Source organism: Sulfurirhabdus autotrophica, assembly GCF_004346685.1.
Classification (GTDB): Bacteria; Pseudomonadota; Gammaproteobacteria; order Burkholderiales; family SMCO01; genus Sulfurirhabdus; species Sulfurirhabdus autotrophica.
On record NZ_SMCO01000012.1, the window covers coordinates 84170 to 109909 of the forward strand.

The 25740-nt window shown below is 47.9% G+C and carries 22 protein-coding genes; 14 read left to right on the forward strand and 8 right to left on the reverse strand.

Annotated elements, in window-relative coordinates; translation table 11 throughout:
- Positions 1-56: 56 nt before the first annotated feature.
- The 3 genes from tkt to EDC63_RS12145 all read right to left on the reverse strand — a co-directional run bounded on the left by tkt (position 57) and on the right by EDC63_RS12145 (position 3770).
- Positions 57-2039, reverse strand: coding sequence for a transketolase (gene tkt, locus EDC63_RS12135; RefSeq protein WP_124945497.1), 1983 nt, complete (start codon positions 2037-2039; stop codon positions 57-59).
- Between the two features lie 370 nt (positions 2040-2409).
- Positions 2410-3228 carry an inositol monophosphatase family protein gene (locus EDC63_RS12140; protein ID WP_124945498.1) on the reverse strand — a complete coding sequence of 273 codons (819 nt, stop codon included), beginning with the start codon at positions 3226-3228 and terminating at the stop codon, positions 2410-2412.
- Positions 3210-3770, reverse strand: a complete 561-nt coding sequence (locus EDC63_RS12145) for a thioredoxin family protein (protein ID WP_124945499.1) — start codon at positions 3768-3770, stop codon at positions 3210-3212. The genes EDC63_RS12140 and EDC63_RS12145 overlap by 19 nt, the downstream gene beginning before the upstream one ends.
- Before the next feature lie 98 nt (positions 3771-3868).
- Here EDC63_RS12145 and EDC63_RS12150 point away from each other — a divergent pair, with 98 nt between their 5' ends.
- The 7 genes from EDC63_RS12150 (at position 3869) to EDC63_RS12180 (ending at position 12337) form a co-directional block, all read left to right on the forward strand.
- The gene (locus EDC63_RS12150) at positions 3869-4600 is read left to right on the forward strand and encodes a 16S rRNA (uracil(1498)-N(3))-methyltransferase (RefSeq protein WP_124945500.1); all 732 of its coding nucleotides are present in this window, start codon (positions 3869-3871) and stop codon (positions 4598-4600) included.
- 254 nt (positions 4601-4854) lie between these two features.
- On the forward strand, positions 4855-6183 hold the full coding sequence (gene argA, locus EDC63_RS12155; protein WP_223248186.1) for an amino-acid N-acetyltransferase: 1329 nt from the start codon (positions 4855-4857) through the stop codon (positions 6181-6183).
- Between the two features lie 26 nt (positions 6184-6209).
- Positions 6210-7079: a phosphate/phosphite/phosphonate ABC transporter substrate-binding protein gene (locus tag EDC63_RS12160; RefSeq protein ID WP_124945502.1), complete on the forward strand. Its 870-nt coding sequence runs from the start codon at positions 6210-6212 to the stop codon at positions 7077-7079.
- Between the two features lie 112 nt (positions 7080-7191).
- A complete protein-coding gene (locus EDC63_RS12165; protein ID WP_124945503.1) occupies positions 7192-8052 on the forward strand; it encodes a phosphate/phosphite/phosphonate ABC transporter substrate-binding protein in 861 nt (286 codons plus the stop codon).
- Entirely contained in the window at positions 8049-10874 is a 2826-nt protein-coding gene (locus EDC63_RS12170) for an EAL domain-containing protein (protein WP_124945504.1), read from the forward strand. Before EDC63_RS12165 ends, EDC63_RS12170 begins: the two co-directional genes overlap by 4 nt.
- Positions 10875-11144: 270 nt before the next feature.
- A complete protein-coding gene (locus EDC63_RS12175; protein ID WP_124945505.1) occupies positions 11145-11984 on the forward strand; it encodes a Tim44 domain-containing protein in 840 nt (279 codons plus the stop codon).
- Between the two features lie 83 nt (positions 11985-12067).
- Positions 12068-12337: an oxidative damage protection protein gene (locus EDC63_RS12180; RefSeq protein ID WP_124945506.1), complete on the forward strand. Its 270-nt coding sequence runs from the start codon at positions 12068-12070 to the stop codon at positions 12335-12337.
- A gap of 79 nt (positions 12338-12416) precedes the next feature.
- Here the strand turns inward: EDC63_RS12180 and phoU are convergent, their stop codons facing one another.
- Positions 12417-13118: a phosphate signaling complex protein PhoU gene (gene phoU, locus EDC63_RS12185; RefSeq protein ID WP_124945507.1), complete on the reverse strand. Its 702-nt coding sequence runs from the start codon at positions 13116-13118 to the stop codon at positions 12417-12419.
- A gap of 79 nt (positions 13119-13197) precedes the next feature.
- On the reverse strand, positions 13198-13854 hold the full coding sequence (rpiA, locus tag EDC63_RS12190; RefSeq protein ID WP_124945508.1) for a ribose-5-phosphate isomerase RpiA: 657 nt from the start codon (positions 13852-13854) through the stop codon (positions 13198-13200).
- Positions 13855-14136: 282 nt separating this feature from the next.
- Between rpiA and ilvA the strand changes: the two genes are divergently transcribed.
- Together ilvA and EDC63_RS12200 are read left to right on the forward strand one after the other, a co-directional pair.
- Positions 14137-15663 (forward strand): threonine ammonia-lyase, biosynthetic, encoded by a 1527-nt coding sequence (gene ilvA, locus EDC63_RS12195; protein WP_124945509.1) that lies wholly within the window; start codon positions 14137-14139, stop codon positions 15661-15663.
- Between the two features lie 30 nt (positions 15664-15693).
- Complete coding sequence (locus EDC63_RS12200; RefSeq protein ID WP_165922994.1) at positions 15694-15993, forward strand: PilZ domain-containing protein; 300 nt, start codon at positions 15694-15696, stop codon at positions 15991-15993.
- 161 nt (positions 15994-16154) lie between these two features.
- Here EDC63_RS12200 and yjjJ read toward each other — a convergent pair whose 3' ends face one another.
- Complete coding sequence (gene yjjJ / locus EDC63_RS12205; protein WP_124945511.1) at positions 16155-17519, reverse strand: type II toxin-antitoxin system HipA family toxin YjjJ; 1365 nt, start codon at positions 17517-17519, stop codon at positions 16155-16157.
- A gap of 184 nt (positions 17520-17703) precedes the next feature.
- Between yjjJ and EDC63_RS12210 the strand changes: the two genes are divergently transcribed.
- A complete protein-coding gene (locus EDC63_RS12210; RefSeq protein ID WP_124945512.1) occupies positions 17704-17922 on the forward strand; it encodes a hypothetical protein in 219 nt (72 codons plus the stop codon).
- A 203-nt stretch (positions 17923-18125) separates the two neighbouring features.
- Here the strand turns inward: EDC63_RS12210 and EDC63_RS12215 are convergent, their stop codons facing one another.
- Both EDC63_RS12215 and EDC63_RS12220 read right to left on the reverse strand, forming a co-directional pair.
- Positions 18126-18689, reverse strand: coding sequence for a hypothetical protein (locus tag EDC63_RS12215; RefSeq protein WP_124945513.1), 564 nt, complete (start codon positions 18687-18689; stop codon positions 18126-18128).
- Between the two features lie 50 nt (positions 18690-18739).
- Positions 18740-20104 carry an NAD-dependent succinate-semialdehyde dehydrogenase gene (locus EDC63_RS12220; RefSeq protein ID WP_124945514.1) on the reverse strand — a complete coding sequence of 455 codons (1365 nt, stop codon included), beginning with the start codon at positions 20102-20104 and terminating at the stop codon, positions 18740-18742.
- A 50-nt stretch (positions 20105-20154) separates the two neighbouring features.
- On the opposite strand from EDC63_RS12220, the gene EDC63_RS12225 reads away from it, so the two are divergent.
- From EDC63_RS12225 to EDC63_RS12240, 4 genes are all read left to right on the forward strand, one after another.
- A complete protein-coding gene (locus EDC63_RS12225; protein WP_124945515.1) occupies positions 20155-22179 on the forward strand; it encodes a transglycosylase SLT domain-containing protein in 2025 nt (674 codons plus the stop codon).
- A gap of 92 nt (positions 22180-22271) precedes the next feature.
- A complete protein-coding gene (locus EDC63_RS12230) occupies positions 22272-23309 on the forward strand; it encodes a complex I NDUFA9 subunit family protein (RefSeq protein ID WP_124945516.1) in 1038 nt (345 codons plus the stop codon).
- Between the two features lie 185 nt (positions 23310-23494).
- The gene (locus tag EDC63_RS12235; protein WP_124945517.1) at positions 23495-24733 is read left to right on the forward strand and encodes a multifunctional CCA addition/repair protein; all 1239 of its coding nucleotides are present in this window, start codon (positions 23495-23497) and stop codon (positions 24731-24733) included.
- Positions 24726-25334, forward strand: a complete 609-nt coding sequence (locus EDC63_RS12240; RefSeq protein ID WP_124945518.1) for a glutathione S-transferase N-terminal domain-containing protein — start codon at positions 24726-24728, stop codon at positions 25332-25334. Before EDC63_RS12235 ends, EDC63_RS12240 begins: the two co-directional genes overlap by 8 nt.
- The last annotated feature ends 406 nt before the right edge of the window (positions 25335-25740 follow it).

Sequence of the window (25740 nt, forward strand, 5' to 3'; positions counted from 1 at the left end):
GGTGAGTAAGTTTAGTCTCACCCAAGAGGTGTCTTAGCGTGCTGTGATCAATATATTTACGCGATGCTCTTAACAGTGTTGACGACGTTCTCAACAGTGAAGCCAAAGTGCTTGAACAATTCTGGTGCAGGCGCGGATTCACCGAAGGTGTCTATACCAACAACAGCACCATCCAGACCTACGTATTTGTACCAGAACCCAGTTACACCAGCTTCAATGGCAACACGTTTAACGCCCTTAGGTAGTACGCTGTCCTTGTAAGCTTGATCTTGACGGTCGAAAACATTGGTAGATGGCATAGAAACTACGCAGGTAGGAATACCTTGCTCGTCCAGCACTTTTTTGGCATCCATAGCCAGGGCTACTTCGGAGCCGGTAGCGATCAGCACCATTTTGGCGTTGGCTGCATCAGCCAGGACATAACCGCCTTTGCGAACCGCTGCGATTTGTGCATCATCGCGCTTCTGGAATGCCAGATTTTGACGGCTGAAAATCAGGCTGCTTGGGCCAGTTTTTCGCTCAATGGCACTTACCCAGCTGATAGCGGATTCAACGGTATCACATGGGCGCCATACGTCCATGTTAGGAATCATGCGCAAAGTAGCTGTTTGTTCCACTGGCTGATGGGTTGGACCGTCTTCACCCAGGCCGATTGAGTCATGGGTGAATACCTGAATGTTGCGAATTTTCATCAATGCTGACATGCGCAGCGCATTGCGAGCATATTCAGAGAACATCAGGAATGTCGCGCCGTAAGGCATTATGCCACCGTGCAGCGTCATGCCGTTGATCATTGCGGTCATGCCGAATTCACGCACACCGTAGTTGACGTAGTTTCCGCCTGCCTTGCGAATAGGGTGGGAACCAGACCACAGGGTCAGGTTTGAGCCAGCCAGGTCGGCAGAGCCGCCCACCATTTCTGGCAGTGCTGGAGCTAGACCTTCAATACTGTTTTGTGAGGCTTTACGCGTTGCAATGGTCTCGGCTTTTTCATTTACCTTGGCAATGAAAGCGTCTACATGTGCATTCCAGTTGGCAGGCAAATCGCCATTCATGCGGCGCGTAAATTCTGCGGCTTCTTTTGGAAAGGCTTTGGTGTATTCAGTGAACTTGTTGTTCCACAAAGACTCGAGGCCTTCGCCCTTGGTGCGGCAATCCCAACCTTCATAGATATCTTGCGGGATTTCAAAAGGAGGGTGATTCCAGCCAATGTGCGCGCGGGTAGCTGCAATTTCAGCATCGCCCAATGCTGCGCCGTGTACATCGTGGGTGCCTTCTTTGTTAGGGGAACCCTTGCCGATGACAGTTTTGCAGCAGATCAAGGTTGGCTTGTCGGTTACTTTCTTGGCTGCTTGTACTGCGGCGTCTACGGCAACTGCGTCGTGACCGTTTACATTGGCAATCACATGCCAGCCATAAGCATCAAAGCGCTTTGGTGTGTCGTCGGTGAACCAGCCTTCAACGTGACCGTCAATGGAAATGCCGTTATCGTCCCAGAAGGCAATCAGCTTGCCCAGACCCAAAGTGCCGGCCAGTGAACAGGCTTCGTGGGAGATGCCTTCCATCAGGCAACCATCGCCCATGAATACATAGGTGTGGTGGTTAACGATTTCATGATCTGGCTTGTTGAATTCATTGGCCAGAATTTTTTCAGCTAGCGCCATACCTACTGCGTTGGTAATCCCTTGTCCCAATGGGCCAGTAGTGGTTTCTACGCCGGCGGTATAGCCGTACTCTGGGTGGCCTGGTGTCTTGGAGTGCATTTGACGGAAACGCTTGAGTTCATCAATTGGCAAGTCGTAGCCAGTTAAATGAAGCAGTGCGTAAATCAGCATGGAGCCGTGACCATTGGACAGAACGAAACGATCACGGTCGAACCATTTTGGATTGGCCGGGTTATGGCGCAGGTGATGATTCCATAATACTTCGGCAATTTCTGCCATGCCCATAGGTGCTCCAGGGTGACCGGAGTTTGCTTTTTGAACTGCATCCATGGCGAGTGCACGGATGGCGTTTGCTAAATCATTGCGAGTTGCCATAATTTCTCTCATTCCCGTTGTATAAATATGTTTTCCTCACGCCAGTTATAGTGGCGGGAGGGTGAAATTTCTGCGAGCAGCGCTCGTCTTTAAAATATTGATTAACTGGCTACCAAGAAATACTGGATTTTGTAGAAGCCAAATGAATCATTATTCCGTGGTTTTTAGGGGTGACCTCACCTGGCTCAGCCTAAACCAAAGAAAAGTTCTGATTATCGCCTATGCAGGCTTTTTGGGCAATAGCGCATAAGTGATTGCTTTGTTTGGGGATTGATGGTCGTTCATAGTGGGAAAGGCTTGAAATCAGGGGGTTTAAATGCTGCAGGCAAAGCAGAATTGAGGGCATAAAAATATTTTTATGCCCTCAACACTAACATTTATTAGCTGTCAGAATCCAAGCTTTCCAGGCCTGAAACAGGTCGGGATTTAAAGCGGCAATCACAGAACGTTGCCATACATCATCATCCCAAAATGATTCCATGGTGAGTGTGCACATATTTCCGCCAGCTTCTTCCAGGATAAGCGAGCCAGCTGCATAGTCCCATAATTTTTGGCCACCGTGAAGATATAGGTCGAAGCGACCTGCTGCAGCGTAACACCAGTCCAGTGTGCTTGCCCCATAGTTGCGCTGAGAGCTGTAAGGAGGCGCACTTGCCAGTTGCACAGCTAATTTATTGTCCAGGCGCTTAAGATCAACGCCTGCCATACACTGATGAAAATAGGGAGCATATTCCTTGATCGGTAAGCTTTCTCCATTGAGAAAGGCACCATGCCCTTTTTCTGCATAGAAAATTTCGTCTGATACGGGGTCGTAAATGACGCCCAGTACGCTGCGTCCTTGACGCATCAGGGCAACGGAAACAGCAAAATAAGGTAATCCATTGACAAAATTGGAGGTGCCGTCAATGGGATCAATGCACCACAAGCCTTCTGTTCCAGCGAGCCACTGTGCTTTTTGTTTTTCAAAGGGCATTTCTTCGCCCAATACCGGATAAGGCAGTATTTTCTGCAAACCTTGTGTGAGGGCGGCCTGAGACGCAATATCTGCTTCTGTGCACAGGCTGCCATCCGCTTTGTGCTGGCGCGCAACTTTCAGGTAGCGCGGCATGATCTCCGTTTGTGCAACAGCTTTGACCACGTCAATGACGCGTTGTAATGTATTCGATCCTGTCACGCGTTGTTTTTCCATTTGATTGAACAACCCATGCTGGGAATCTGTTCAATTGGCCCTTTGCCAGTTCGGGCGACTTGCACCATGGCTTCGAAAAGATCGCGGTGAGCGCTGGTTGCCGCGCTTTCCTTGCGAGATTCATCCAGGCGTCCCCGGTATTGCAGTTCCAGATTGGCGTTAAAGCCAAAAAAATCCGGGGTGCAGACGGCATCATACGCTTTCGCAACTTGCTGGGTTTCGTCCCAGACATAGGGAAAAGGAAATTGATACGCTTCGGCCACCCGTTTCATATTTTCGAAAGAGTCTTCGTCATATTCGGCAGGGTCATTTGACATGATGGCAATGCTGTTGATGCCGTGTTGTTGCAGTTCCAGCGTGTCGCGGACAATGCGGTCACGAATTGCTTTGACGTAGGGGCAATGATTGCAAATGAACATGACCAGCAGTCCGTTTTCACCTTTGATATCGGCTAACCGGTAGCGCTTGCCATCAACACCAGGCAAATCAAAGTCAATTGCTTTTCTGCCAAAATCACAAATGGGTGTTTGCAGGCTTACCATATTTCGTGATCTCCAATTAATAAAGTGGGCATATCTTCGCCCAATGCGATTGAGAATATATTAACATGAGCAGGTATATTCTATGGAGCAATTCGAGCATGGGTTTTTCGCGGTTTTATCATTCAGGGGATTTAGGGGCAGATCGTCAAATTACCTTGTCAGAGCAGGCGGCACACCATGCTACACGGGTTTTACGGTTAAAAACCGATGACCGGGTTACCTTGTTTAATGGGCAGGGGGGTGAATATGAAGCCACCATTGTTCAAGCCGGAAAAAAAGATGTGACTGTTAAAACGGGTGCCTGGCTTGACCGTGAGTGCGAGTCGCCGTTAAATATGACACTGGTCCAGGCCATTTCCAGCGGTGAGAAAATGGATTTTACTTTGCAAAAAGCGGTTGAGCTGGGTGTGGCAGCGATCCAACCGGTAATCAGCAGCCGAAGTGTGGTGCGCCTGGAGGGTGAGCGAGCGCTTAAACGCGTGCAGCATTGGCAAAGTGTGGTGATCTCGGCGTGTGAGCAGTGTGGGCGCAATCGTGTACCGCTAGTTGCACCGATTATGTCGCTTAATCATTGGTTGGAAGAAAAGGTGACTTCAACGCTCAAACTGACGTTATCGCCGTATGCGAAAGAGGGATTGAAAGAGATTGCTGCACCACAGGGACCGATTGTTTTTCTGGTGGGGCCTGAAGGGGGGTTTTCAGAGTCAGAAGAGGTGTCTGCTGCGGTGTCTGGTTTTATTCCAGTCAAACTGGGACAGCGGGTTTTGAGAACTGAAACCGCTGCTCTGGCGGCGATTTCGGCGATGCAAATGCTTTGGGGTGATTTTTGAATTCTTTTGCGTTTTGAAGAATAGTGTTAACTTGTTGCTTATAAGAAAATTTTTCTGGGTAAATCTCAAGCCTTAGTTGATTTCACCTGAGAGAATAAGAGGCGCAGAGTTGGTAAGGCAGCAGGATGTAAAGCCAACTGTTAAGCTAAGATCAAGGTTGCATTTGTGCTTTGTCACATACGCCTTATATCTTTTTGCCTCATTGATGTGCGTTTATTAATGGATAAAGCGTCGTGAGGCGCATGAGAAAAATAATGTCCCTTTCTATCTATACCAATACTGAAACGTTTGTGCAGTGGTTCCGTTCTGCTGCTCCCTATATCTATGCTTTTCGCGGCAAGACTTTTGTGGTCGCGTTTGGTGGTGAGGTGGTGAGTGACGGAAAATTTGTGGAACTGGTACATGATCTGAATCTGCTAAACAGCCTGGGCGTTCGTTTGGTGCTGGTACATGGCGCCCGTCCGCAGATTGAAGCACGCCTTAGCGAAAGTGATGTTACTGCACATTACGTCAATGGCCTGCGGGTGACAGATGAAGCCGCGCTGGTTTGCGTTAAAGAGGCTGTCGGCAAAGTGCGGGTGGAGATTGAATCACTTCTTTCCATGGGTTTGGCTAATTCACCCATGGCGGGTTCCAGTATCCGCGTGGCGAGTGGGAATTTTGTTATCGCAATGCCAATGGGCGTGAGAGAAGGGGTGGATCTCAAGCATACAGGTGAAGTGAGGAAGGTTGATGCTGAGGGGATTCGCCGCAGGCTTGATCAGGGAGAAATCGTTTTGCTCTCTCCCTTGGGTTATTCTCCAACAGGTGAAATATTTAACCTGTCGCTTGAAAACGTTGCGACTGCCACCGCTGTTGCGTTGGGTGCTGAAAAAATGATGTTTTTAATGGATACAGCCGGGGTGGTCGATGAAGCCGGTACTTTACTCAAAGAGTTGACCGCACAGCAGGCTGAAAAATTGTTGCTTAAATCCAAAGCGCTCCCGGAAGACGTGGGGCTGTATCTGCCTTGTGCGATACGTGCCTGCCGTAAAGGGGTTGCCCGTGCTCACCTGATCAGCCGTCATGCTGATGGAGCGGTGTTGCTGGAAATGTTTACCCATGAAGGCATAGGCACGATGGTGTCCAAAGACCCGGTTGAAAATCTCAGGCAGGCAACAATCGATGATGTAGGCGGGGTGCTTCAGGTAATCGAGCCTTTAGAGGCCGAGGGGGTGCTGGTGCGTCGGAGCCGTGAGTTACTGGAAATGGAAATTGAGCGGTTTACGGTGCTGGAACATGACGGTATGATCATCGGTTGCGCGGCGCTATACCCGTTTGCAGAGGAAAATGCAGCTGAGCTGGCTTGTTTGGCTATTCATAAAGATTATCTGGGTTCGGGGCGTGGTGGCAGGTTGCTACAGGGCGTACAGGATGAAGCAAAAAGCAAAGGCATAGAAAAATTGTTTGTGCTGACTACCCGGACAGCCCACTGGTTTATAGAGCATGGTTTTAAAGAAAGTGATGTGGATCAGTTACCAAAGCAAAAGCGAGATCTTTATAATTTCCAACGGCGTTCCAAGGTTTTTGTAAAGTCCATCTAAACTTTTTGGCAGGTCCCGGAGAGGGTATGTTTAAATCGATCCTGATCAGGATGTTCACGTTGGTGATCGTGTTGGGTAGTGCCTGTCCAGCATGGAGCGCTGATAAAAAGCCCAGTATCGAAATAGGCATTGCTCCGTTCCTTCCTGTGAAAACCTTGGCGCAAAATTACGCGCCGATGCGTGCTTATCTGGAACAACGTTTGAAAATGCCTGTTACTTTTGTGACGGCACCTGATTATAAAAGTTTTAATGAACGGACAGGCAAGCACGAATACCCCCTGATTATTACAGTGGCTAATTCAGCTTATCTGGCTTGGTCAGAGTATGGGTATATTCCCCTGTTGCGCCCTGTAATTTATACGCGACCAGTGCTGGTTGTCAGTAAAAATCAAAATATCGCTAGCTTGAAAGAGCTGCGTGGCAAAACGATTGGCATGTCAGATGCGTTGGCGGTAGTTTCGATGCAAGGCATGCAAATGTTGCGTGAGGCGGGTTTGGAATCAGGGCAAGATGTGACCATTAAAAACATGCAGAACCACGGCGCGGCAATTAATCTGGTTATTGCCGGTGATGTGGCTGCAGCTATTGTGTCTGACCGTGCTTTAATTCAGTTACCGGCAGCGACTCAAGATAGTGTGAAAATTATCCAGACTTGGGAACGCGGTGCAGTACCTGGCATTATTTATCTTGGAAGCCCGGATTTGCCGCGCGAAAAGATTGAAGCATTGAGTCAGGCGATTCTTGAATATGCGCGAGATGTTCCCGAGGGTATAGCGTTAATGAAACGCCTTGGTTATGGGGGGCTGGCACCAATAGATCTGGCAGAGCTACGAACCTATGAGCCTTATGGCGTATTGTTAAAAGAGGCTATGGCTAAGGCGTCTTCAAAACAATAGCGGCATGCTAGGTTATCGCAAAAAAGAAAAATTGGAGTGGATTACAGTTTTATGTGATTTCATGTGGTACTGAATATTTGCATAGCTCAGTGAACCAAATTAAAGGGGATAAATGAAAAATAGCGGTTTGTGGAAATGTTTTTCTGTGCATCGGCTTTTGGTGTTGTTTGCCCTGCTCGTACCAAGCCTGGCTTTGGCTGAAACCCATGTGTTGAGAATCGGTTTGCTTCCGGTGTTAAGCGCGCGGGTGCTGCTTACCAATTACCAACCCTTGCGCGCTTATCTTGAACGCGAACTGCAACAGCCAGTAGAATTGGTAACAGCGACAGATTTTCGTACATTTCATTTGAGTACGGTAGCCGGTGAATACGATGCTGTGGTGACAGCCCCTCATTTTGCGAGACTGGCACAAATTGATGCGAAATATATTCCCTTGGCAGCCTATCGTTCTGCAAACCGTGCAATTTTGATTACTTCAAAAGATCGCCCCTTGAAGTCGATCAATGATTTACGTGGCCAATCGCTTGCAATTCCAGACAGACATGCCATGGTAGTGAGTCAGGCGCTGTATTGGCTGGGTGAGCAAGGCATGCATGCGGGTAGCGATTTTAAATTGGTGGAAACTCCTAGTTTGAATAGTGCTGCGTATTCAGTTCAAAACCATCAGAGTGTGCTGGCAGTGATGGCACCAACGGGTATGAAGCAAATGCCCGACAGTATCAAGGATAGTATTCAGGTCTTTGCCAATCTACCCGAGTTACCGAGTAGTTTGATTTGGATGGCCAATCCCAGAATTGCTGCTCAGGTGCCACAATTCAAGGCTGCATTGCTAAAATTGACGAATGCAATACCTGAAGGCGCTCTGTTTCTTGAATCAACGGGCTATATTGGTTTGCGCGAAATTACTTTGGATGAGATGAAAACCCTTGACCCCTACGCTAAAGAGTTAAGCGGGATGTTTAAACGCCCATGAGTGTAAAACGGTCGTTCTCCCTCAGGACCAAACTGCTACTGGCGAGTATTGTTGTTGAGGCGGTCATGTTGACATTGCTGGTGACAAACAGCTTACGTCTTACTCAGGAAAGCCTGGTTAATCAAACTCGTCAACGTTCTGAAGAACTGAATATTCTTTTTAACGGGGCCTTGGGGGCGCCCTTGGCGCAGCGTGATTATGCAACACTTAATGAATTCCTTGAAGATGTACGGCGGGATCAAGGGGTTGTTTACATGGTATTAAAGGATCGATCCGGTCAAATTGTGGCTTCTGCCGGGTGGGAAGCAAATCGTGTTCTCCCTGTCCCGAGTCATAGTCTTGAAGTGAACAAGGAAAGGGATGATCGTTTTGATCTTGCAGTCCCCATCAAACTTGCTGGACAGACTTATGGAACGCTTTCTTATGGTTTGTCCAGCAAGTTTCTTCATGATGCACAATCACACTTGCTGCAGCAAAGTCTGTTGATCGCAGCGATAGAGATTTTTCTGTCTTTTGTGCTGCTTGCCGGGCTTGGTTTTTGGTTGACACGTCATTTGGGCATTCTGACAAGAGCAACAGAGGCTGTGGCCATGGGCGATTTTAATATGGTTTTGCCCGTGAAGTCGGCTGATGAAATTGGTCAGCTCACCCAAACGTTTAATCTGATGTCTGAGACCATCCGTGGTCGAATTGCAGCATTAACTGAAAATGAGGCTAAATTTCATGCTATCGCTGATTTTACTTACGGTTGGGAAAGCTGGATCGACCCAAATGGTCAGCTGATCTGGTCGAATCCTTCTGTTGAGCGCATCACAGGCTATACGCCACAGGAATGCATGGAGATGACGAATTTCCCCGTCAACCTTGTTGCAGAATCCGATGCTGAGAATGTTTTGCATTCATTCAAGATGGCGCTGCAAGGTGGGGAAGGGAAAAATTTTGAATTCCAGTTGCGCTGTAAAGACGGAAGCATTATATGGGTGGTAGTGTTTTGGCAGTCAATTTATGGTGCTAACCGCGAAAACAAGGGTATTCGTGCCAGCATGCTGGATATCTCTGGTCGCAAGCAAGCTGAACTTGCCTTGGTCGATGCCTTGGCTGATCTCAGGCGGGCAGATGAAGGTCGACGTCTTTACCTGCTGAGTACGGAGGAGGAGCGAGCCAGGCTGGTTGCGCTTCTTGGTGCTATGAATATGGGTATCCTGTTTGTAAACGCAGATAGCAAGGTTAAGTATTACAACCCTGCATTTATGCGTATATGGATGATTTCAGAGGAAACTACTCTTGCGGGCAAGTCGGCAGAAGATGTGCTGAAGCATTCCGGGAATATACTGGCCCGTCCCGATAATTTTTCCAAGCACGTTTTGAGCGCTCTGGAAGCCCATGAAGTGTCCGATAGCTTCGAAATTGTCATGGCTGATGGCCGTGTCATCACGCAATTATCTTATCCGGTGCGTGACAACGAAGGGCGGTTTATCGGACGTTTGTGGATTTATGAAGATGTCACCCGTGAGCGCCAAACTGCTGAACAATTAATTTATCTCGCAGAACGGGATTCTCTCACCGGATTATTTAATCGACGTCGATTCCAGGATGAGTTGTCACGGTTGCTTGCAGATTCTGATCGTCATGAAAGCCATGGGGCACTGCTGTTTTTTGATCTGGATGAGTTCAAATACGTTAACGATACCTTTGGTCATCGGGCTGGCGATGCCATGTTGATACGTGTAGCCGGCGAAGTGGGGGCGTTGGTTCGTCGTAACGAAATATTGAGCCGTCTGGGTGGAGATGAGTTTGCTCTGCTCATGCCAGACGCTACTGAAAAAGAAGCTGAAACATTGGCAGAGCGGATTGTCCGTGCTATCTCGCAAATTCCGTTCCGGTTTGAAGGGCAGAATTTACGGTTAACCACCAGCTTGGGGATTGCGCATTATCCTAAACATGCTGTGGCAGCAGAGGAATTGGTCGCTCATGCCGATGCTGCCATGTATCAGGCCAAAGAATCAGGGAAAAATGCCTGGCGTAGCTATCGTCCAGACCTGGATGATTCCCGCGAGATGGTGAGTCGGCTTTCCTGGAATGATCGCATTGGTCGCGCTTTCGAAAACAATCTGCTGAGGCTGCATTTTCAGGGGGTGTATTTAACCGATACAGGTGAACTCTCGCATTTGGAGGTACTGGTGCGGATGGTGGATGAGCAAGATGAATCCAGGCTGGTCATGCCAGGGCATTTTATTCCCTTTGCGGAAAAGAGCGGAAAAATACTGGACATTGATCGCTGGGTCTTGCGTGAAAGTATCAAGTTACTTTCAAAGTCAGCATCCATTCCTTCTCTCGCGGTCAATATTTCAGGCCGTTCCTTTGATGAGCCAACCCTTCCTCATTACATTGCTGAGCAACTCAGTATATTTAATGTAAGGTCGAGCCGGTTGTGGGTGGAATTGACCGAAACATCTGCCATTTCGGATCTGCAGGATGCAGAACGATTTATTGAGGCGTTGCGGCAGACAGGCTGCCATACCTGCCTTGATGACTTTGGCACAGGATTTTCCTCGTTTGCTTACCTGAAGCATCTGAAAGCAGACGTATTGAAAATTGATGGCCTGTTCATTCGCGATTTGCCCAATGATCGGGATAATCAGGTGTTTGTGAAATCTATCGTGGATGTGGCGCGAGGTTTAGGCAAGAAGACAGTAGCGGAATTTGTTGAGAATGCAGAAACACTCGAAATGTTGAAGCGGTTAGGCGTAGATATGGTGCAAGGGTATCACCTGGATAAACCCCGTGGAGATCATCCGGCTATCCTTGCGGGCATGCCTTGATGCGGGTTTTTCACCTTAACCCGCAGAGGCGCTGAGAAATCAAGAACATGGTCGTTCGCCGATTTACTGTTATAGTGAAAAATAAATTTACGTAACATCTTGAAACCTCTTTTTCTCCTTTGCGACTCAGCGGTTAAATCTGTTTTATCCAGGGAAGCCGCTAAACAGGAACTTTTTCAGCCAATATTTTACTAATGAATGTCTGATGGGACATTGTGCAGGGTTGATGTTAAAATCGACCGATTATTCTGGTTTATTAGAGAGGTTTACATGCAAAAAGTTTTAGCGCTGGCGCTAACTTTATTTCTAGGTTTGGTTCTTGTGGTTGGTGAGGCGAATGCAAAACGTTTTGGTGGTGGGGGAAGTATCGGCAAGCAACGTAGCGGAATTTCCCAGCAAGCCGCGCCTCGTCCTGCGCCAACTCCAGCTACTGCACCAGCTGCCGCGCCTGGCGGCATCCGCTGGTTAGGTCCTTTGGCCGGCCTCGCAGCAGGTGGTTTGCTGGCCTCTCTGTTTATGGGGCATGGTTTTGATGGCATCAAGCCAATGGATATTCTGTTGTTTTTAGGGATTGCAGCAGCGATCTTCTTTATTTTCAGCGCTATGCGGAAAAAACAGGCGGCTTCTCAGCCGATGCAATATGCGGGTGCAGGGAATGCAGGGCAGGTAATGATGCCAGCCAATACCTATGAAACAGGTAGCTCAGCTGGTCAGATGGCTGCTGTTGCCCCGGCTTTTCCATCATGGTTTGAAGCAGAGCCTTTTGTGAGAAGCGCGAAGTCTCATTTTATCAGGTTGCAAGCAGCCTATGATGACAGGGATTTAAAAGATATCCGCAATTACACCACTCCAGAAATGTTTGCCGAGATCAGCCTGCAAGTACAGGAAATGGGTGAAGCCAAGCAACGCACTGAAGTGGTGACTTTGAATGCGGAAGTATTGGACGTGGTCACTGAGGGTGATTCAGCTATCGCTAGTGTTCGTTTCTCCGGATTGATCAGGGAAGATGCTGATGGTAAAGCAAATCCGTTCGACGAGATCTGGCATGTACAGAGAACGCCGGCGCAATCAAATGAAGGATGGCTCGTAGCAGGTATCCAACAGGTTTAATTGGTAAAAATAACAGTGGTGTATTCAAAGTATTACTGGTGTTTTGAAATTGTTCAAGTGTTTAAGATTGACGGAGTATAGATATGACTAGAATGGTAAATTGCATCAAGCTTGGCAGAGAGGCGGAAGGACTGGGATTTCAGCCGGTTCCTGGTGAGTTGGGGAAACGTATTTTTGATAATGTGTCTAAAGAAGCCTGGGGACAGTGGATCAAGCATCAGACCATGCTGATCAATGAAAATCGTTTGAATCTGGCTGATATCAAGGCGCGTAAATATCTGGCTGAACAACTTGAAGCTTATTTCTTCGGTCAAGGCGCGGATTCAGTAGCTGGATTTGTACCGACTAAGTAGACTGTAGAGGGCTAACCTCTGTAGTTGTAAAAGTTGGCCTCGTTGATGTGCTTAATGGCATTCAAGGAGGCCAACTGTTTTAACCCAGCACTTCGCGTTCGATTTCTTCGGGCGTGGTATGACGGACATCCTTCCCTTTCACCATATAGACAACATATTCTGACATATTCTTGGCATGGTCACCCATACGCTCAATGGCTTTGGCAGCAAACAGAATATCAATGGCAACAGAGATAGTACGGGGGTCTTCCATCATAAATGTAATGAGGTGGCGTAAAACCAGCCTGAATTCCTCATCGACCTGTATGTCTTGGCGCGCAATTTGACCTGCACTTGAAACTTCAAGACGTGCGAAAGCATCCAGCGATTTTCGCAGCATTTCCAGTACCAGATTCCCCATGTGTTTAATTTCCAGGAATCTTGGTGCAGAAACGGCATCTTTTGAATAAATCAGCTTGGTCATCCGGGCAATTTTTGCCGCTTCATCGCCAATCCGTTCCAGATCTGTGATGGTTTTTACAATCATCATGACGATACGGAGATCACCGGCAGTCGGTTGACGGCGGGCAATAATGTGGCTGCAATCTTCGTCGATCGCAACTTCAAGCGCATTCACCCGATGGTCGTTAGCGATCACCTGATCAGCAAGCTCGGTATTGCCAGTGGCTAAGGCATCAATCGCATGAATGATCTGCTCTTCTACCAAGCCACCCATTTTCAATACCTGGGAGCGTACCGCCTCGAGATCTGCGTCAAATTGTTTAAATATATGTTCTTGCATGACGTTGTCTCCTTACAACTCATAACCGTAACAAAAAACGGCCATTTTCTATAGTTTACCCCTTTTTTATGACAATTTGCTACGCAGTGAAAGTTTTTACACCGTCTGAAGAGCCTAGCAGCAATACATCTGCGCCGCGCATGGCAAAAAGGCCATTGGTAACAACACCGACAATCTGGTTGATCTTGGCCTCAAGTTCTACAGGATTGAGAATCGTGAGATTATGCACGTCCAGAATGATATTGCCGTTATCTGTAGTAAAGCCTTCTCTTAGTGTAGGTTGTCCACCCAGTTTTACCAGTTCGCGTGCAACATGGCCGCGTGCCATCGGGATTACTTCTACAGGCAAAGGAAATTTACCCAGCACGTCAACCAGTTTGGTGGAGTCGGCGATACAGACAAATTTTTTGCTGCAAGCGGCCACGATTTTCTCACGGGTTAATGCACCCCCGCCGCCTTTGATCATGTGCAAGTGCTGGGTAATTTCGTCTGCACCATCTACGTAGACTTCCAATTCACCTGCACTGTTCAGGTCGATGACCTGTATCCCATGGCTTTTCAGGCGTTGGGCGGTGGCTTCTGAACTGGCAACTGCACCATCAATCTTGTGTTTGATTTTTGCGAGTTCATCAATAAAAAAATTAGCGGTTGAGCCAGTGCCCACACCAATAATACCAGCCGGTATATGTTCGATTGCGGCACGTGCCACAGCTTGTTTTAATTCATCTTGCGTCATCTTGTTATTTGTCCTGAAATGCATTGTTAAAACAGTAAAGAATAGCGCCAACTGGAATTTTTAACAAATTCCTATGAAATCCTGATAGTCTTGTTATCCAATTAAAAGGAAAAAATTGCTTGCCACGAAAGCGGGAGTAACTGACAAAACAACTGCTTATCTGTAAATTTATCATTACAGGGAAAAGCGGATATGTTTCGTTTTTTGTATTTTTAATGCAATGGCCAGTAGTGCAAAGATTTTCCTTAATCAGATTATATTTAAGTTATTGAACCTAAACAAATGAACTCCAAGCAATTCAAAAACGATTATCTCGAAAAAATACTGACTGCCCAGGTCTATGACGTAGCTGTTGAGAGTCCTCTGGAATTGGCACCGAATTTGTCCCGAAGAATCAATAACCGTTTGTTGTTGAAACGAGAAGACATGCAGCCGGTTTTTTCATTCAAACTGCGTGGCGCATATAACAAAATGGCGCAACTTTCGCGCGCTGCCTTAAAACGGGGGGTGATTACCGCTTCTGCTGGCAATCATGCCCAGGGCGTGGCGCTTGCAGCGCAGCGCTTGGGATGCGAAGCGACTATCGTGATGCCTGCCACCACGCCTCAAATTAAAGTGGATGCAGTAAAAAATCGGGGGGCCAACGTAGTGTTGTGTGGTGACTCCTACACGGACGCCTATGCTCATGCACTAGAGCTGGAACGCAAAACAAAAGCGACCTTTGTGCATCCCTATGATGACCCGGCAGTGATTGCTGGCCAAGGCACGGTCGGAATGGAAATTCTGCGCCAACATTCTAAACCGATCCACGCAATTTTTGTTCCGGTGGGCGGAGGGGGCTTGATCGCTGGTATTGCCGCTTATGTTAAAAGATTGCGCCCTGAGATTAAAATTATCGGTGTGGAACCGTGCGATGCGGATGCCATGTACCGCTCCCTGAAAAAGAAAGAGCGGGTTGTTTTGCCGCAAGTGGGGATTTTTGCGGATGGCGTGGCAGTCAAACAGGTAGGGGAAGAAACCTTCCGTCTGTGCCGTGAATTTGTAGACGAAATCATCCTGGTGGACACCGATGCGATATGTGCCGCGATTAAGGACGTATTCGAAGATACGCGCTCTATTCTGGAACCTGCAGGAGCGCTCAGCATTGCAGGTGCGAAGGCCTATGCCAAGCGTGAAAAGTTAAAAGATAAAACGCTGGTGACGATCGCTTCAGGTGCGAACATGAATTTTGACCGGCTGCGCCATGTGGCTGAGCGGTCTGAACTGGGCGAGCAGCGTGAAGGCGTGTTTGCCGTTACCATTCCTGAAACGCCGGGCAGTTTTAAAAAGTTCTGCGCCATGCTTGGGCCGCGTAATATCACTGAATTTAATTATCGCTATTCGGATGCAAAACAGGCGCATGTATTTGTTGGCGTGCAAGTACAAAACCGCAATGAAGTAGATAAGCTGGTTGCGGCACTTAAGCAAAAAGGATTAGGCGCGATAGATCTCTCTGAAAATGAAATGGCGAAGTTGCATATTCGGCATCTGGTTGGTGGTCATGCGCCATTGGCTAAGAACGAAATACTTTATCGATTCGAATTCCCGGAGCGTCCCGGTGCGTTGATGAAATTTCTGGATAGCATGAGCCACAACTGGAATATCAGCTTGTTCCATTATCGCAATCACGGAACGGATTATGGCCGAGTGCTGGTGGGCGTGCAGGTGCTGCCGAAAGAAAAACCTAAATTTAAGGCATTTCTGGACGAGCTTGGATACCATTACTGGGATGAAAGCAACAACCCCGCGTATAAATTGTTTTTGGGTTAGTAAGTTGATAGATTGTGCGAGGGTTTTTGCTTGAGAAACCATGAAAATCGGGCAGCCTTGCGTGTACCGTTGAATTGCAAAGTCAAGATCAAGGTTTTAGGGGCGCGTGAATCCCATTATGGGATTTGTAAGGATCTGAGTGTGGATGGCATTCTGATTGAATCTGATTATGTGCCTCGTTATGGTCAAGTGCTTGAGGTGCAAGTGCTGCCTCCACAAAAAGGACCGGTGGTGCCGCTGCATGCCATTATTCAGGTACGACGCTGTTCTGAAATCATTGGTAGCAAATTGTATGAAATTGGTGCCAAGATTAAAGAAATCAAAAAGTAATCTGTATTGAATCAAAAAATGAAAGAGACCGTTTCTTAAGGGCTGAATGGCCTACACTCAACCGGGAAAGATGGCTCTGGATGTGCACCGAAACGGTGTATGGTCGATTCTGTGGCACCTGCGGGTGGATTTTAATGTAATGCAAGCTGGGTACTGCGTTGTTATCGTGCGAGAAAATGAGCTAAAATTTTGCTGTTATCTTCGCAAATCCTGCGGAAGTTCGGGCTAATGCGCCTATCCTCGGAACAAGTATCCCAGAATTGAACGGCTGCTCTGGCAGATTGTCTCCATATGCTTGACTCTGCCGGCAAAGGAAGCGCTGGTGAGTAGAGTTTTACTGGCACTTCACCACCGCTAGCAGGGGCATACATCATTGGCAACATGTCATAGGTCGGCGCTAGCGTCAAACCCGGGCGAAAGGCGATGTTGCCTTCGTGCATATCGGTGTTGCCGATCAATCTGCCGAACCACCAGATAAGCGTGACGCGTGTGACGTCCTCGCCGGATAGCCAGCCTTTGTCCATAAAGGCTTGCACGGTTTTTGGCCAATCCACGCTCCCGCCCACCAGAGCTGCATTGAGGCTGCCAATGGTACATACAGGCGACCGCCCGAAATCACCGTGGCGGTCAAACCGCACAACCTCCAGGAATGTTCGGCCGGCGTATTGGCAAATAGTGGACTCTGAAATAGACACCTGAAGCGCATTGGCCATGATCGATGCCGCCAAGTGTTCGCAAATAAGCAGATCTGACCAGCGTCGAACTGCGGCAGAGTTGTCTGCCCCCGAAAATTTTACGATGACATCAACCTTCCGCTGGTTTAAGAGTCGGCTGGAAGTGAACTTTGGAAACTCGCCGCCGGCTGACGAACCGGCATCACCATGTGTCATAGCGATATCCGCTAACCGGGGATAGTTTTCTTCCGCCTGAGCGTTGGAAAGAAAGCGTGCATCGCCTCTGCGAACGTGCTCAAGAAAGCGTCTGTAGGCTGCTTCTCCGAGAATAAGGTCACCGGGTTGGTCGTGGCCCATCAACGACAGGGTGTGAATAACATCATCATCTGACCAATTGTCCGGGCTGTCCGGAACGCTAAGATCGACAGCGTGGATTTTAGCGAAATTTCTCCCAAGAAAGCCTTGCGGGCGCATGTCCAATACAGGGTACGGTAATCCTTCAAACCAGCCATCCCTCATATCCTTGTCCAGCGGCCAAGGGAGGCTTTCTTGATTTGTCAGGCAGGAACCTTCCGGATAAGTAAGGGACAAGAGTCCGATCTCATGCCCTTGCCCGTTTTCGTCAATACGATAAAGCGGAATGGGAGCAGTATTACCGCGGAGCGGCCGACGCAGGGCGTACCGTGTGCGACGAGACCCTCCACCGCTAATGACCGAAGGGCCGAGCCCCTTTAAGGCGCGGGTCAAGGTGGCCCGGCTAATGCCGCCAAGCTTCGCGCACAACTCAGCGCTTCCTGTGCGCGGGTTAGTACGAAGGGTTTTAGTCAGGGTGTCAGTATTGATCTTTGTCATGGAAGCTAAAATATGAAACGAAATATGCAACGAATATTATATATTATATTGTTATAAATCATATATTAATTTAACTTATATTTTATTTTATGCAATGAATTGTTATTCAATAGTTTAAAAAACATAATAGGCTTTTCCAGCTTGTGTAATATGCTGTGGTTTTCAATATTTAAGAGCGCATTGCATGGATATTTTGCGAGTTGGGTTGAGTCTGGTTTGTTTGACACGTCTTCACACTGGAGTGTCACGATGGCACGGTAAACCAAATGGCGGCGAAAATGATCGCTATGAATACTATTGCAACAATTGGGCTATGCCGCTCATCAGTTGGGTGATTGCCTTCAAAGTGGAATATAGCATTGATAGTGTCGCCGAATATGTCAGACACGCGTTCTCGAAATAAGAACACGAAAACTATACCCCCCCGGTTACCCAATGGCGTAATACGGGACCCATTCCCGGGCCTGAGTAGTTTAAAGAGTGAGCAAGTCCATAGAGCCACCAACAAGCAACGCCAATGAGGGACCCGAACAGGGAGCCCAAAAGTGCATAGGTGATTCGATCAGCAATTGCCAGTTTCACTCAAGTGTCTGTAAAGGAAATTTTTCAACGAACGAAATATAAAAGGCATGTGAGAGCCATCATCAAGCCTGTGAAGTATAGCGGCCAGACGATTAACCGAAGATTTTTAAGATATTGCTCGGGCAATAATTCAAAAGTAATTTTTTCTGTGCCTTTTGTAGGTAGCGGTGGCTTGTGCTTTTGTATTCCTATTGCGAGTAAGATGCATGAGATGCTTGCACTTAGTCCAACGGAAGGAAATATATTCGCATTTTCGGGCAATATCCAAATGGAAATTTGCGCAAAGAAAGGTCCGATAACAAGGAAAATTAAACTGGATTTGAAAATGAATGGAAGCTTGCCCCACCGTTCCCTCTTTTCTTTATTACCTAATTTTAGTGTGTGATCAGTTTTAAGTGCTAACAGGAGCAATGCGCCAAGGAGTGAAAGAAAGAGGGAGAGCAATGACATGCTAATCCAGATATTACCATTCACTGCTGTTACGGCGCCGGCAATGCCAGAAGAAACCAAGCAAAGTGCAATGGCTCCCCCCGCCAAGGTAAGCCCATTGTCAAATTGCTTGGCGAACCAAATACCTATTTGTTCCATTTTTGCGATTTTACAATAAATTCTCGAAACTGCCTCCGACAGCAATCTTGTTATTTAATCCACACCGTCTTCGCATTCACAAATTCCCGTATCCCGTGGTATGACAATTCCCGCCCAAATCCCGAGGCTTTGATGCCGCCAAATGGCAGACGTGGATCTGACTTAACCATGCCGTTTATAAAAGTACAGCCAGCATGTAGCTCTCTGGAGAGTTTTTCAGCCCTTGTGGTGTCCTTGCTCCATAAACTGCTGCCTAATCCGAATTTGGTGTCGTTGGCGATGTGTAGTGCATCCATTTCATCTTGTGCGCGGATGATAATGGCGGCGGGGCCGAATAGTTCTTCATGGTAGGCGCGGGTTTTGGCTGTGACATGGTCCAGAATGGATGGGGCATAGAAAGCGCCATCGCCTTCAAGTGGTTTGCAACCAATGACAGGTTCAGCACCTTGTGCGATGGAATCGGTTATCTGGCGATGCATTTCATCGCGTAAATCCAGTCTGGCCATGGGGCCAACCTGGGTTGATTCGTCCATTGGGTCGCCAGTTTTCAATGCGGATACTTTTTGTTTGAACAGAGCAACAAATTCATCCGCAATTTCAGGCACCAGAATAAAGCGTTTGGCAGCAATGCAGGATTGCCCACAATTCAGGAAGCGTGAGGCGGCAGCAACCTGGCTGGCGTATTCGATATCTGCGTCATGCAATACAACGAACGCATCAGAGCCCCCTAATTCCAGAACACATTTTTTCAGGTGCAAGCCTGCTGCGGCAGCGACTTTACGGCCGGCGGGTTCTGACCCGGTGAGAGTAACCGCGTGTACCGAGTGGCTGGCGATCACGTCATTTACCAGATCAACGTCGATCATGAGTGTAGTGAACAAGCCATCGGGGAAGCCGCTTTCACGGAAAATATTTTCAATAGCCAGTGCGCACTGCGGCACATTGGATGCGTGTTTGAGTACACCTGCATTGCCCGCCATGAGGGCTGGGGCGGCAAAGCGGAAAACCTGCCATAAAGGAAAATTCCACGGCATGATAGCCAGCACGGTACCCAAGGGAGGGTAAGAGACATAACTCTCTCCCGCATCGGATTCAATGGGTTCGTCTTGCAGAAAGTGAGCTGCATGTATCGCATAGTATTCGCAACCGACTGCGCATTTTTCAACTTCACTGCGTGCTTCCTTGATGGGTTTTCCCATTTCCTGGGTAATCAACAGGGCTAATTCATCACGCTTTTCCAGCAGCAGATTTGCAGCACGATGCATCAGCGTTGCACGCTGTTCAAAGCTGCTTTGGCGCCATACTTCCTGGGTGAGTCGTGATTTTTCCAGCGACTCGGCTAAACGGTGAGTGTCCCAGCTGGTATAAGTTTTTAATATTTTGTTGGTGGCCGGATTCAGACTGATATAGGGCATAGTGTGCTATCCTTTTATTATCATGGAAAAGCAATTTAATAGTAGCAGCAATGACTAAAAAGTATCAGATTATCCAAAGCGAGTCGAGAGTGAATCGGAAAACGAGTGTGCAATTGCTGCACGCTGATGTGTGGAATGGTATAAGTTTCGTTGTTTTATTAATGGGACTGATATTGTCACAGGCGGGAAATGCATTTGCCGCATCTCAGGAAGAGACGTTTATCGCAGCGCGTGATGCGTATCGTTCCGGTAAAATTGACCGTTTCAATGAATATGCTCAGCAGCTGGATGGCTACGTATTGCAGCCTTATATTGCCTATTGGCAATTGCAGTCGCACATGGCAGAAGCCACGCCAGCCGAGATCAGAAATTTTACGACACGCTATGAAGATTCGCCATTGGCTGACCGTTTACGTAAAGACTGGTTAGTGCGATTAGGGAAAGCTCAGCAATGGAATTTTTTTCTCAGTGAATTCCCGGCATTGCTGAATGCAGACAAAGATGTGACATGCTATGCCTATCAAGCGCGGCTAAGTCTGGGCAATAAAGTCGTTTTGCAGGAAGCAAAACCGATCTGGTTTGATGGTTCGGATTTACCCACAAGTTGTTCGCCAGTTTTTGATGCTTTGATGGCAGAAGGGTTGCTGACAAGTGAGGATGTGTGGATACGTATTCGTCTGGCACTTGAGGCGGGTAACGTGGGTGTGGCGAAGGCGGTTATTCAATATTTACCAGCGGGACAAGCGCCAGATGCGCGAACGCTGGATCGAATCGTCGATAACCCCCATCAATTTCTTGAGAAAAACACGCTGAATTACAAGTCGCGGACTGATCGTGAATTGGCAATGTTTGCCATATATCGCATTGCCCGTACTCAACTTGTCCAGGCGCAAACTGACTGGGAAAAAATTCGCGAACATTTTAGCGCAGCTGAACAGGCTTACGTTTGGGGGAAAATGGCTTTTTACGCGGCACGCGTTCATGACCCCGTTGCTTTAAACTGGTTCAAGCAGGTTGATAATGCCTCTTTAAATGATAGTCAGCTGGGCTGGAAAGTACGGGCTGCCCTGCGTGCACAGAATTGGCCGGAAGTGCTGGAGAGTATTCAGGCAATGTCGGTAGTGGAGCAGCGCAATGCGGTATGGCGCTACTGGAAAGCCAGGGCGCTGAGCGCGCAAGGGAAGGTTGTGCAAGCCAATGCCATTTATGCTCCTCTTTCCAAAGAAACGCATTTTTACGGACAGCTTGCCAATGAAGAGTTAGGTGTGGTGGTCGGTAATCCTACTGAAAGTTATAAAGCCAGTGAAGACGAGCTCAAGGCAATAAAGAACGTGCCGGGATTACGTCGTGCGTTGGTGCTTTATCAGCTGGATTTGCGTACAGACGCAAACCGCGAATGGGCATGGGCAATACGCAATTTTGATGATAAGCAATTACTGGCTGCTGCAGAGTTGGCAAGACGCAATGAATGGTATGACCGTGCAATCAATACGGCCGACAAAACGGTGCAGCTCCATGATTTCAGTTTACGCTATCTGGCCCCTCATCGTGATGTGATGCAGGTGTACGCGAACCAATGGGGGCTGGATGAAGCATGGGTGTATGGATTGATTCGTCAGGAAAGCCGGTTTGTGCGCCTGGCTCAGTCCAGCGTAGGTGCTTCAGGGATGATGCAAATTATGCCGGCAACGGCCAAATGGATTGCAAACCGGTTGGGTATTAAAGATTTTAGAGGCCATTTGGTCAATGAACTCGATACAAATATTTCGTTTGGTACTTACTACCTCAAATATGTGATGGATAGCCTGGATGGATCACCTGTGCTCGCAACGGCTGGTTACAATGCCGGCCCGAGCCGGGCAAAGCGCTGGCGTGATAACAAGGCGATGGAAGGGGCAATTTATGCGGAATCCATCCCGTTTAACGAAACCCGCGATTATGTGAAAAAAGTCATGAGTAATGCCATGTACTATTCAAATCGATTTGGCCAGAAGCTGATTACTTTAAAGCAACGGATGGGGACTATTCCGGGTAAATCCAATGGCAGCGACCCAGAACAAGGTGAAGGGGATTAAGCAGAATGCTTCTTATTTGCATAAGCCTCTGGTAATAGGCGGCAGTCACCGTTAGAATCTGAGGTTTTGCCTCGTACCTTGTAGGGAATCTCATGAATATCAAGAATATATGCGTTTTGGGTGGCAGTGGTTTCGTAGGAAGCCACGTAGTTCATCAGTTGGCTGAAAAAGGGTTCAATGTCCGTGTGTTGACCCGCCGCCGTGAGCGCGCTAAACACTTGATTGTGCTGCCCACTGTAGACGTGGTTGAAGCCAATATTTTTGATCCGATCGAATTGAGTCAGTATTTTGAAGGCATGGATGCGGTTATCAATCTGGTGGGGATTTTGCATGAGGAAACCCCAGGCCGAAATGATAAACCTAGCGCACGTCGTGGCAGTTTCCATGAAACGCACATTGAACTGCCTCGCAAGGTCGTGCATGCCTGCGCCGAAAAAGGCGTAAAGCGTATGCTGCATATGAGCGCATTAGGTGCCGACCCTGTTTCCCGTAGCGCTTATCAGCGCTCCAAGGGAATTGGTCAGGTCATTGTGCAAGAGTCAAGCGTGGTAAATCAAGAGAACGAAAACTGGTATCTCAATGGGCCAAAGTTTGTACATGGCGCAGGACTGGCAACGACCATTTTCAGACCATCGGTTATTTTTGGTCGTGGCGATAGCTTCTTGAATCTGTTTGCGGGTCTGGTGAAAAGCTTCCCTGTATTGCCTCTTGCAAATCCGGATGCAAAATTTCAGCCTGTATTCGTTGAAGATGTTGCGCAGGCTTTCGTCAATAGTCTGAATAATTCCGCCACCTTTGGCCAGACCTATGATCTATGCGGGACAAAAGAATATACCTTGCAACAGTTAGTGGAATTTGTTGCAAAAACATTGGGTATTCAACGAAAAATTATTCGACTTGGCGAGCAGTTTTCTTATCTGCAGGCATGGGCTCTTGAGTTAATGCCGGGCAAAAAACTAATGACGCGTGATGACTACTACGCTATGCAAGTGGAAAATGTGTGCAAGTCGGAAGCCTTGGTGTCACTGGGAGTAAAACCGACAGCGCTAGAGGCGGTTGTGCCTGGTTATCTGGCTGATGTAACACCGCGAGGCCGCTATATGGCATTCCGGAATAAAGCTGGCCGCTGATTTTTGATGCACTAACTAGTTCTCGTCCAGAAATGCTGCAACTCCCTCTCCCCTTGTGGGAGAGGGTTGGGGAGAGGGGTTAAATTTCAAGGCATTACCACCCTCTCCCTAGCCCTCCCCCATCAAGGTGGAGGGGAAAAACAGATGTTTCCGGATGCCCCCTAACTATGCCCTGGTGAATATCGATGCAAATTTATACCGTAGGTGGTGCCGTACGTGATGAATTGTTGGGGCTGCAAGTAAAAGATCGTGACTTTGTAGTCGTTGGCAGCACACCGGAAGAAATGGTCAAGCTGGGGTTTCGTCCTGTTGGTAAGGATTTCCCGGTTTTTCTGCATCCTGAGACGCAAGAAGAATATGCGTTAGCTCGTACTGAGCGTAAAACTGCTCGCGGCTACAAAGGTTTTCAGATTCACGCTTCTGCTGATGTCACGTTAGAAGAAGATCTGGCTCGGCGCGACCTCACCATCAATGCTATCGCAAAAGATGATCAAGGAAAGCTGTATGACTTCTTTGGCGGACTTGCCGATATACAAGCCAAAAAATTACGCCATGTAAGTGAAGCATTCGCAGAAGATCCCGTCAGAATATTGAGAATAGCGCGATTTTCGGCGAGGTTCGCAGATTTTACAGTAGCAGAAGAAACCACTGAGCTGATGCGGCAGATGGTGCAAAACGGGGAAGTGGATGCGTTGGTACCGGAACGGGTATGGCAGGAACTAGCCCGCGGCATGATGGAAAAAACCCCTTCGCGCATGTTTGAAACGTTGCGCAGTTGCGGTGCACTGGCAAGACTCATGCCAGAAATAGACCGCCTGTTTGGCGTACCCCAACCCGAAAAATATCATCCAGAAATAGATACCGGCGTGCATGTCATGCTGGTACTGGATTATGCAGCATCCAAAAATTACTCACTGCCGGTGCGCTTTGCGGCGCTGACCCATGATTTAGGCAAGGGCACCACGCCACAGGAAGAATGGCCAAGGCACATCGGTCACGAAGCACGAAGTGTCGGGCTGGTCAGTGAACTATCTCAGCGTTTGCGTGTGCCCAATGATTGTCGCGAACTGGCACTGACCACGGCACAGTTTCATGGGGACGCGCATCATGCTCTGGAATTGCGCGCTTCAACTTTGTTAAAGTTGCTTCAATCAGCTGATGCTCTGCGTCAGCGGGAGCGCTTTGAATCCTTTTTACTGGCTTGTGAATGTGATTACTGCGGCAGGCTGGGTTATGCTGAAAAAACCTATGAGCAAGCTGGGCATTTACGCCAAGCACTGGAAGCGGCATCAAGCGTAGATGCCGGTGCCGTGGCTAAGCAGTGCAGCGAACCGAGGCTGATCAAAGAACGAGTCTATGTTGCACGCCTCGATGCTATTAAAGCCTGGTTAGGTGGCGAGAACGAGGAGGAAGCAAATGATTGATCTCTATACCTGGGGCACCCCCAATGGCCGCAAAATTTCCATCATGCTGGAAGAAGTGGGATTGCCTTATCGGGTGCACCCTATCGATATCACCAAAGATGAACAGTTTGCACCAGATTTGGTAGCGATTAGCCCGAACAGCAAAATTCCAGCCATTATTGATTCCGAGGGACCGGACGGTAACGCTATTTCGTTATTTGAATCAGGCGCAATCCTGGTCTATCTGGCGGAAAAAGCAGGGCGCTTCCTGCCAGTACAGTCACGTGCGCGTTATGAAGTGTTGCAATGGCTGATGTTCCAGATGGGTGGAATCGGCCCGATGTGCGGTCAATTGCATCATTTTCGCCGTTTTGCACCTGACTACGCGATTGAGCGTTATTCCAAAGAGGTGAAACGGTTGTATGGCACGCTGGACAGGCATTTAAGTGAACATGCTTATCTGGCGGATGATTATTCTATAGCCGATATGGCGACTTACCCCTGGATATCCCGATACGAGTGGCAAGGGATGGATTTGGCTGATTATCCAGCAGTGAAAAGGTGGTTTGATGAAATTTCAGCGCGGCCAGCAGTAATGCGGGGAATGAATGTGCCAGCTTAGGCGGTTAATTTCATGCTATTTGAAAAAGAAAACATTCGGATTTCAAATTGACGATATGGTATCTAAAGTTTTTCAAATATCCATAAGCAAACAGTGCGTGAAGTATCAATATAGCAGATTGATATGACTGGATTGGCTATTCGTTTCTTTAAAAAATATACTGGCCTAAGGGGCCGCTTATTAACTGTAAGAGTTTACCAAAATGCAGAAAGCACTTAAATTTATAACTAACGGAATCGTGATTTCAGAAGTGTTATTTTTGCTTGTGCCACTTACGCTGGGGTTACTTATATTGCTTTTTATAGGTGGCGGATTCAAGGATGAAGTGCAATTTTGAGTAATGTTGGTTAAGAGGGCGAGATGCGGTAGCATCCGAGCCTTTTTGACCAGCCAGTCGAAATTGCAA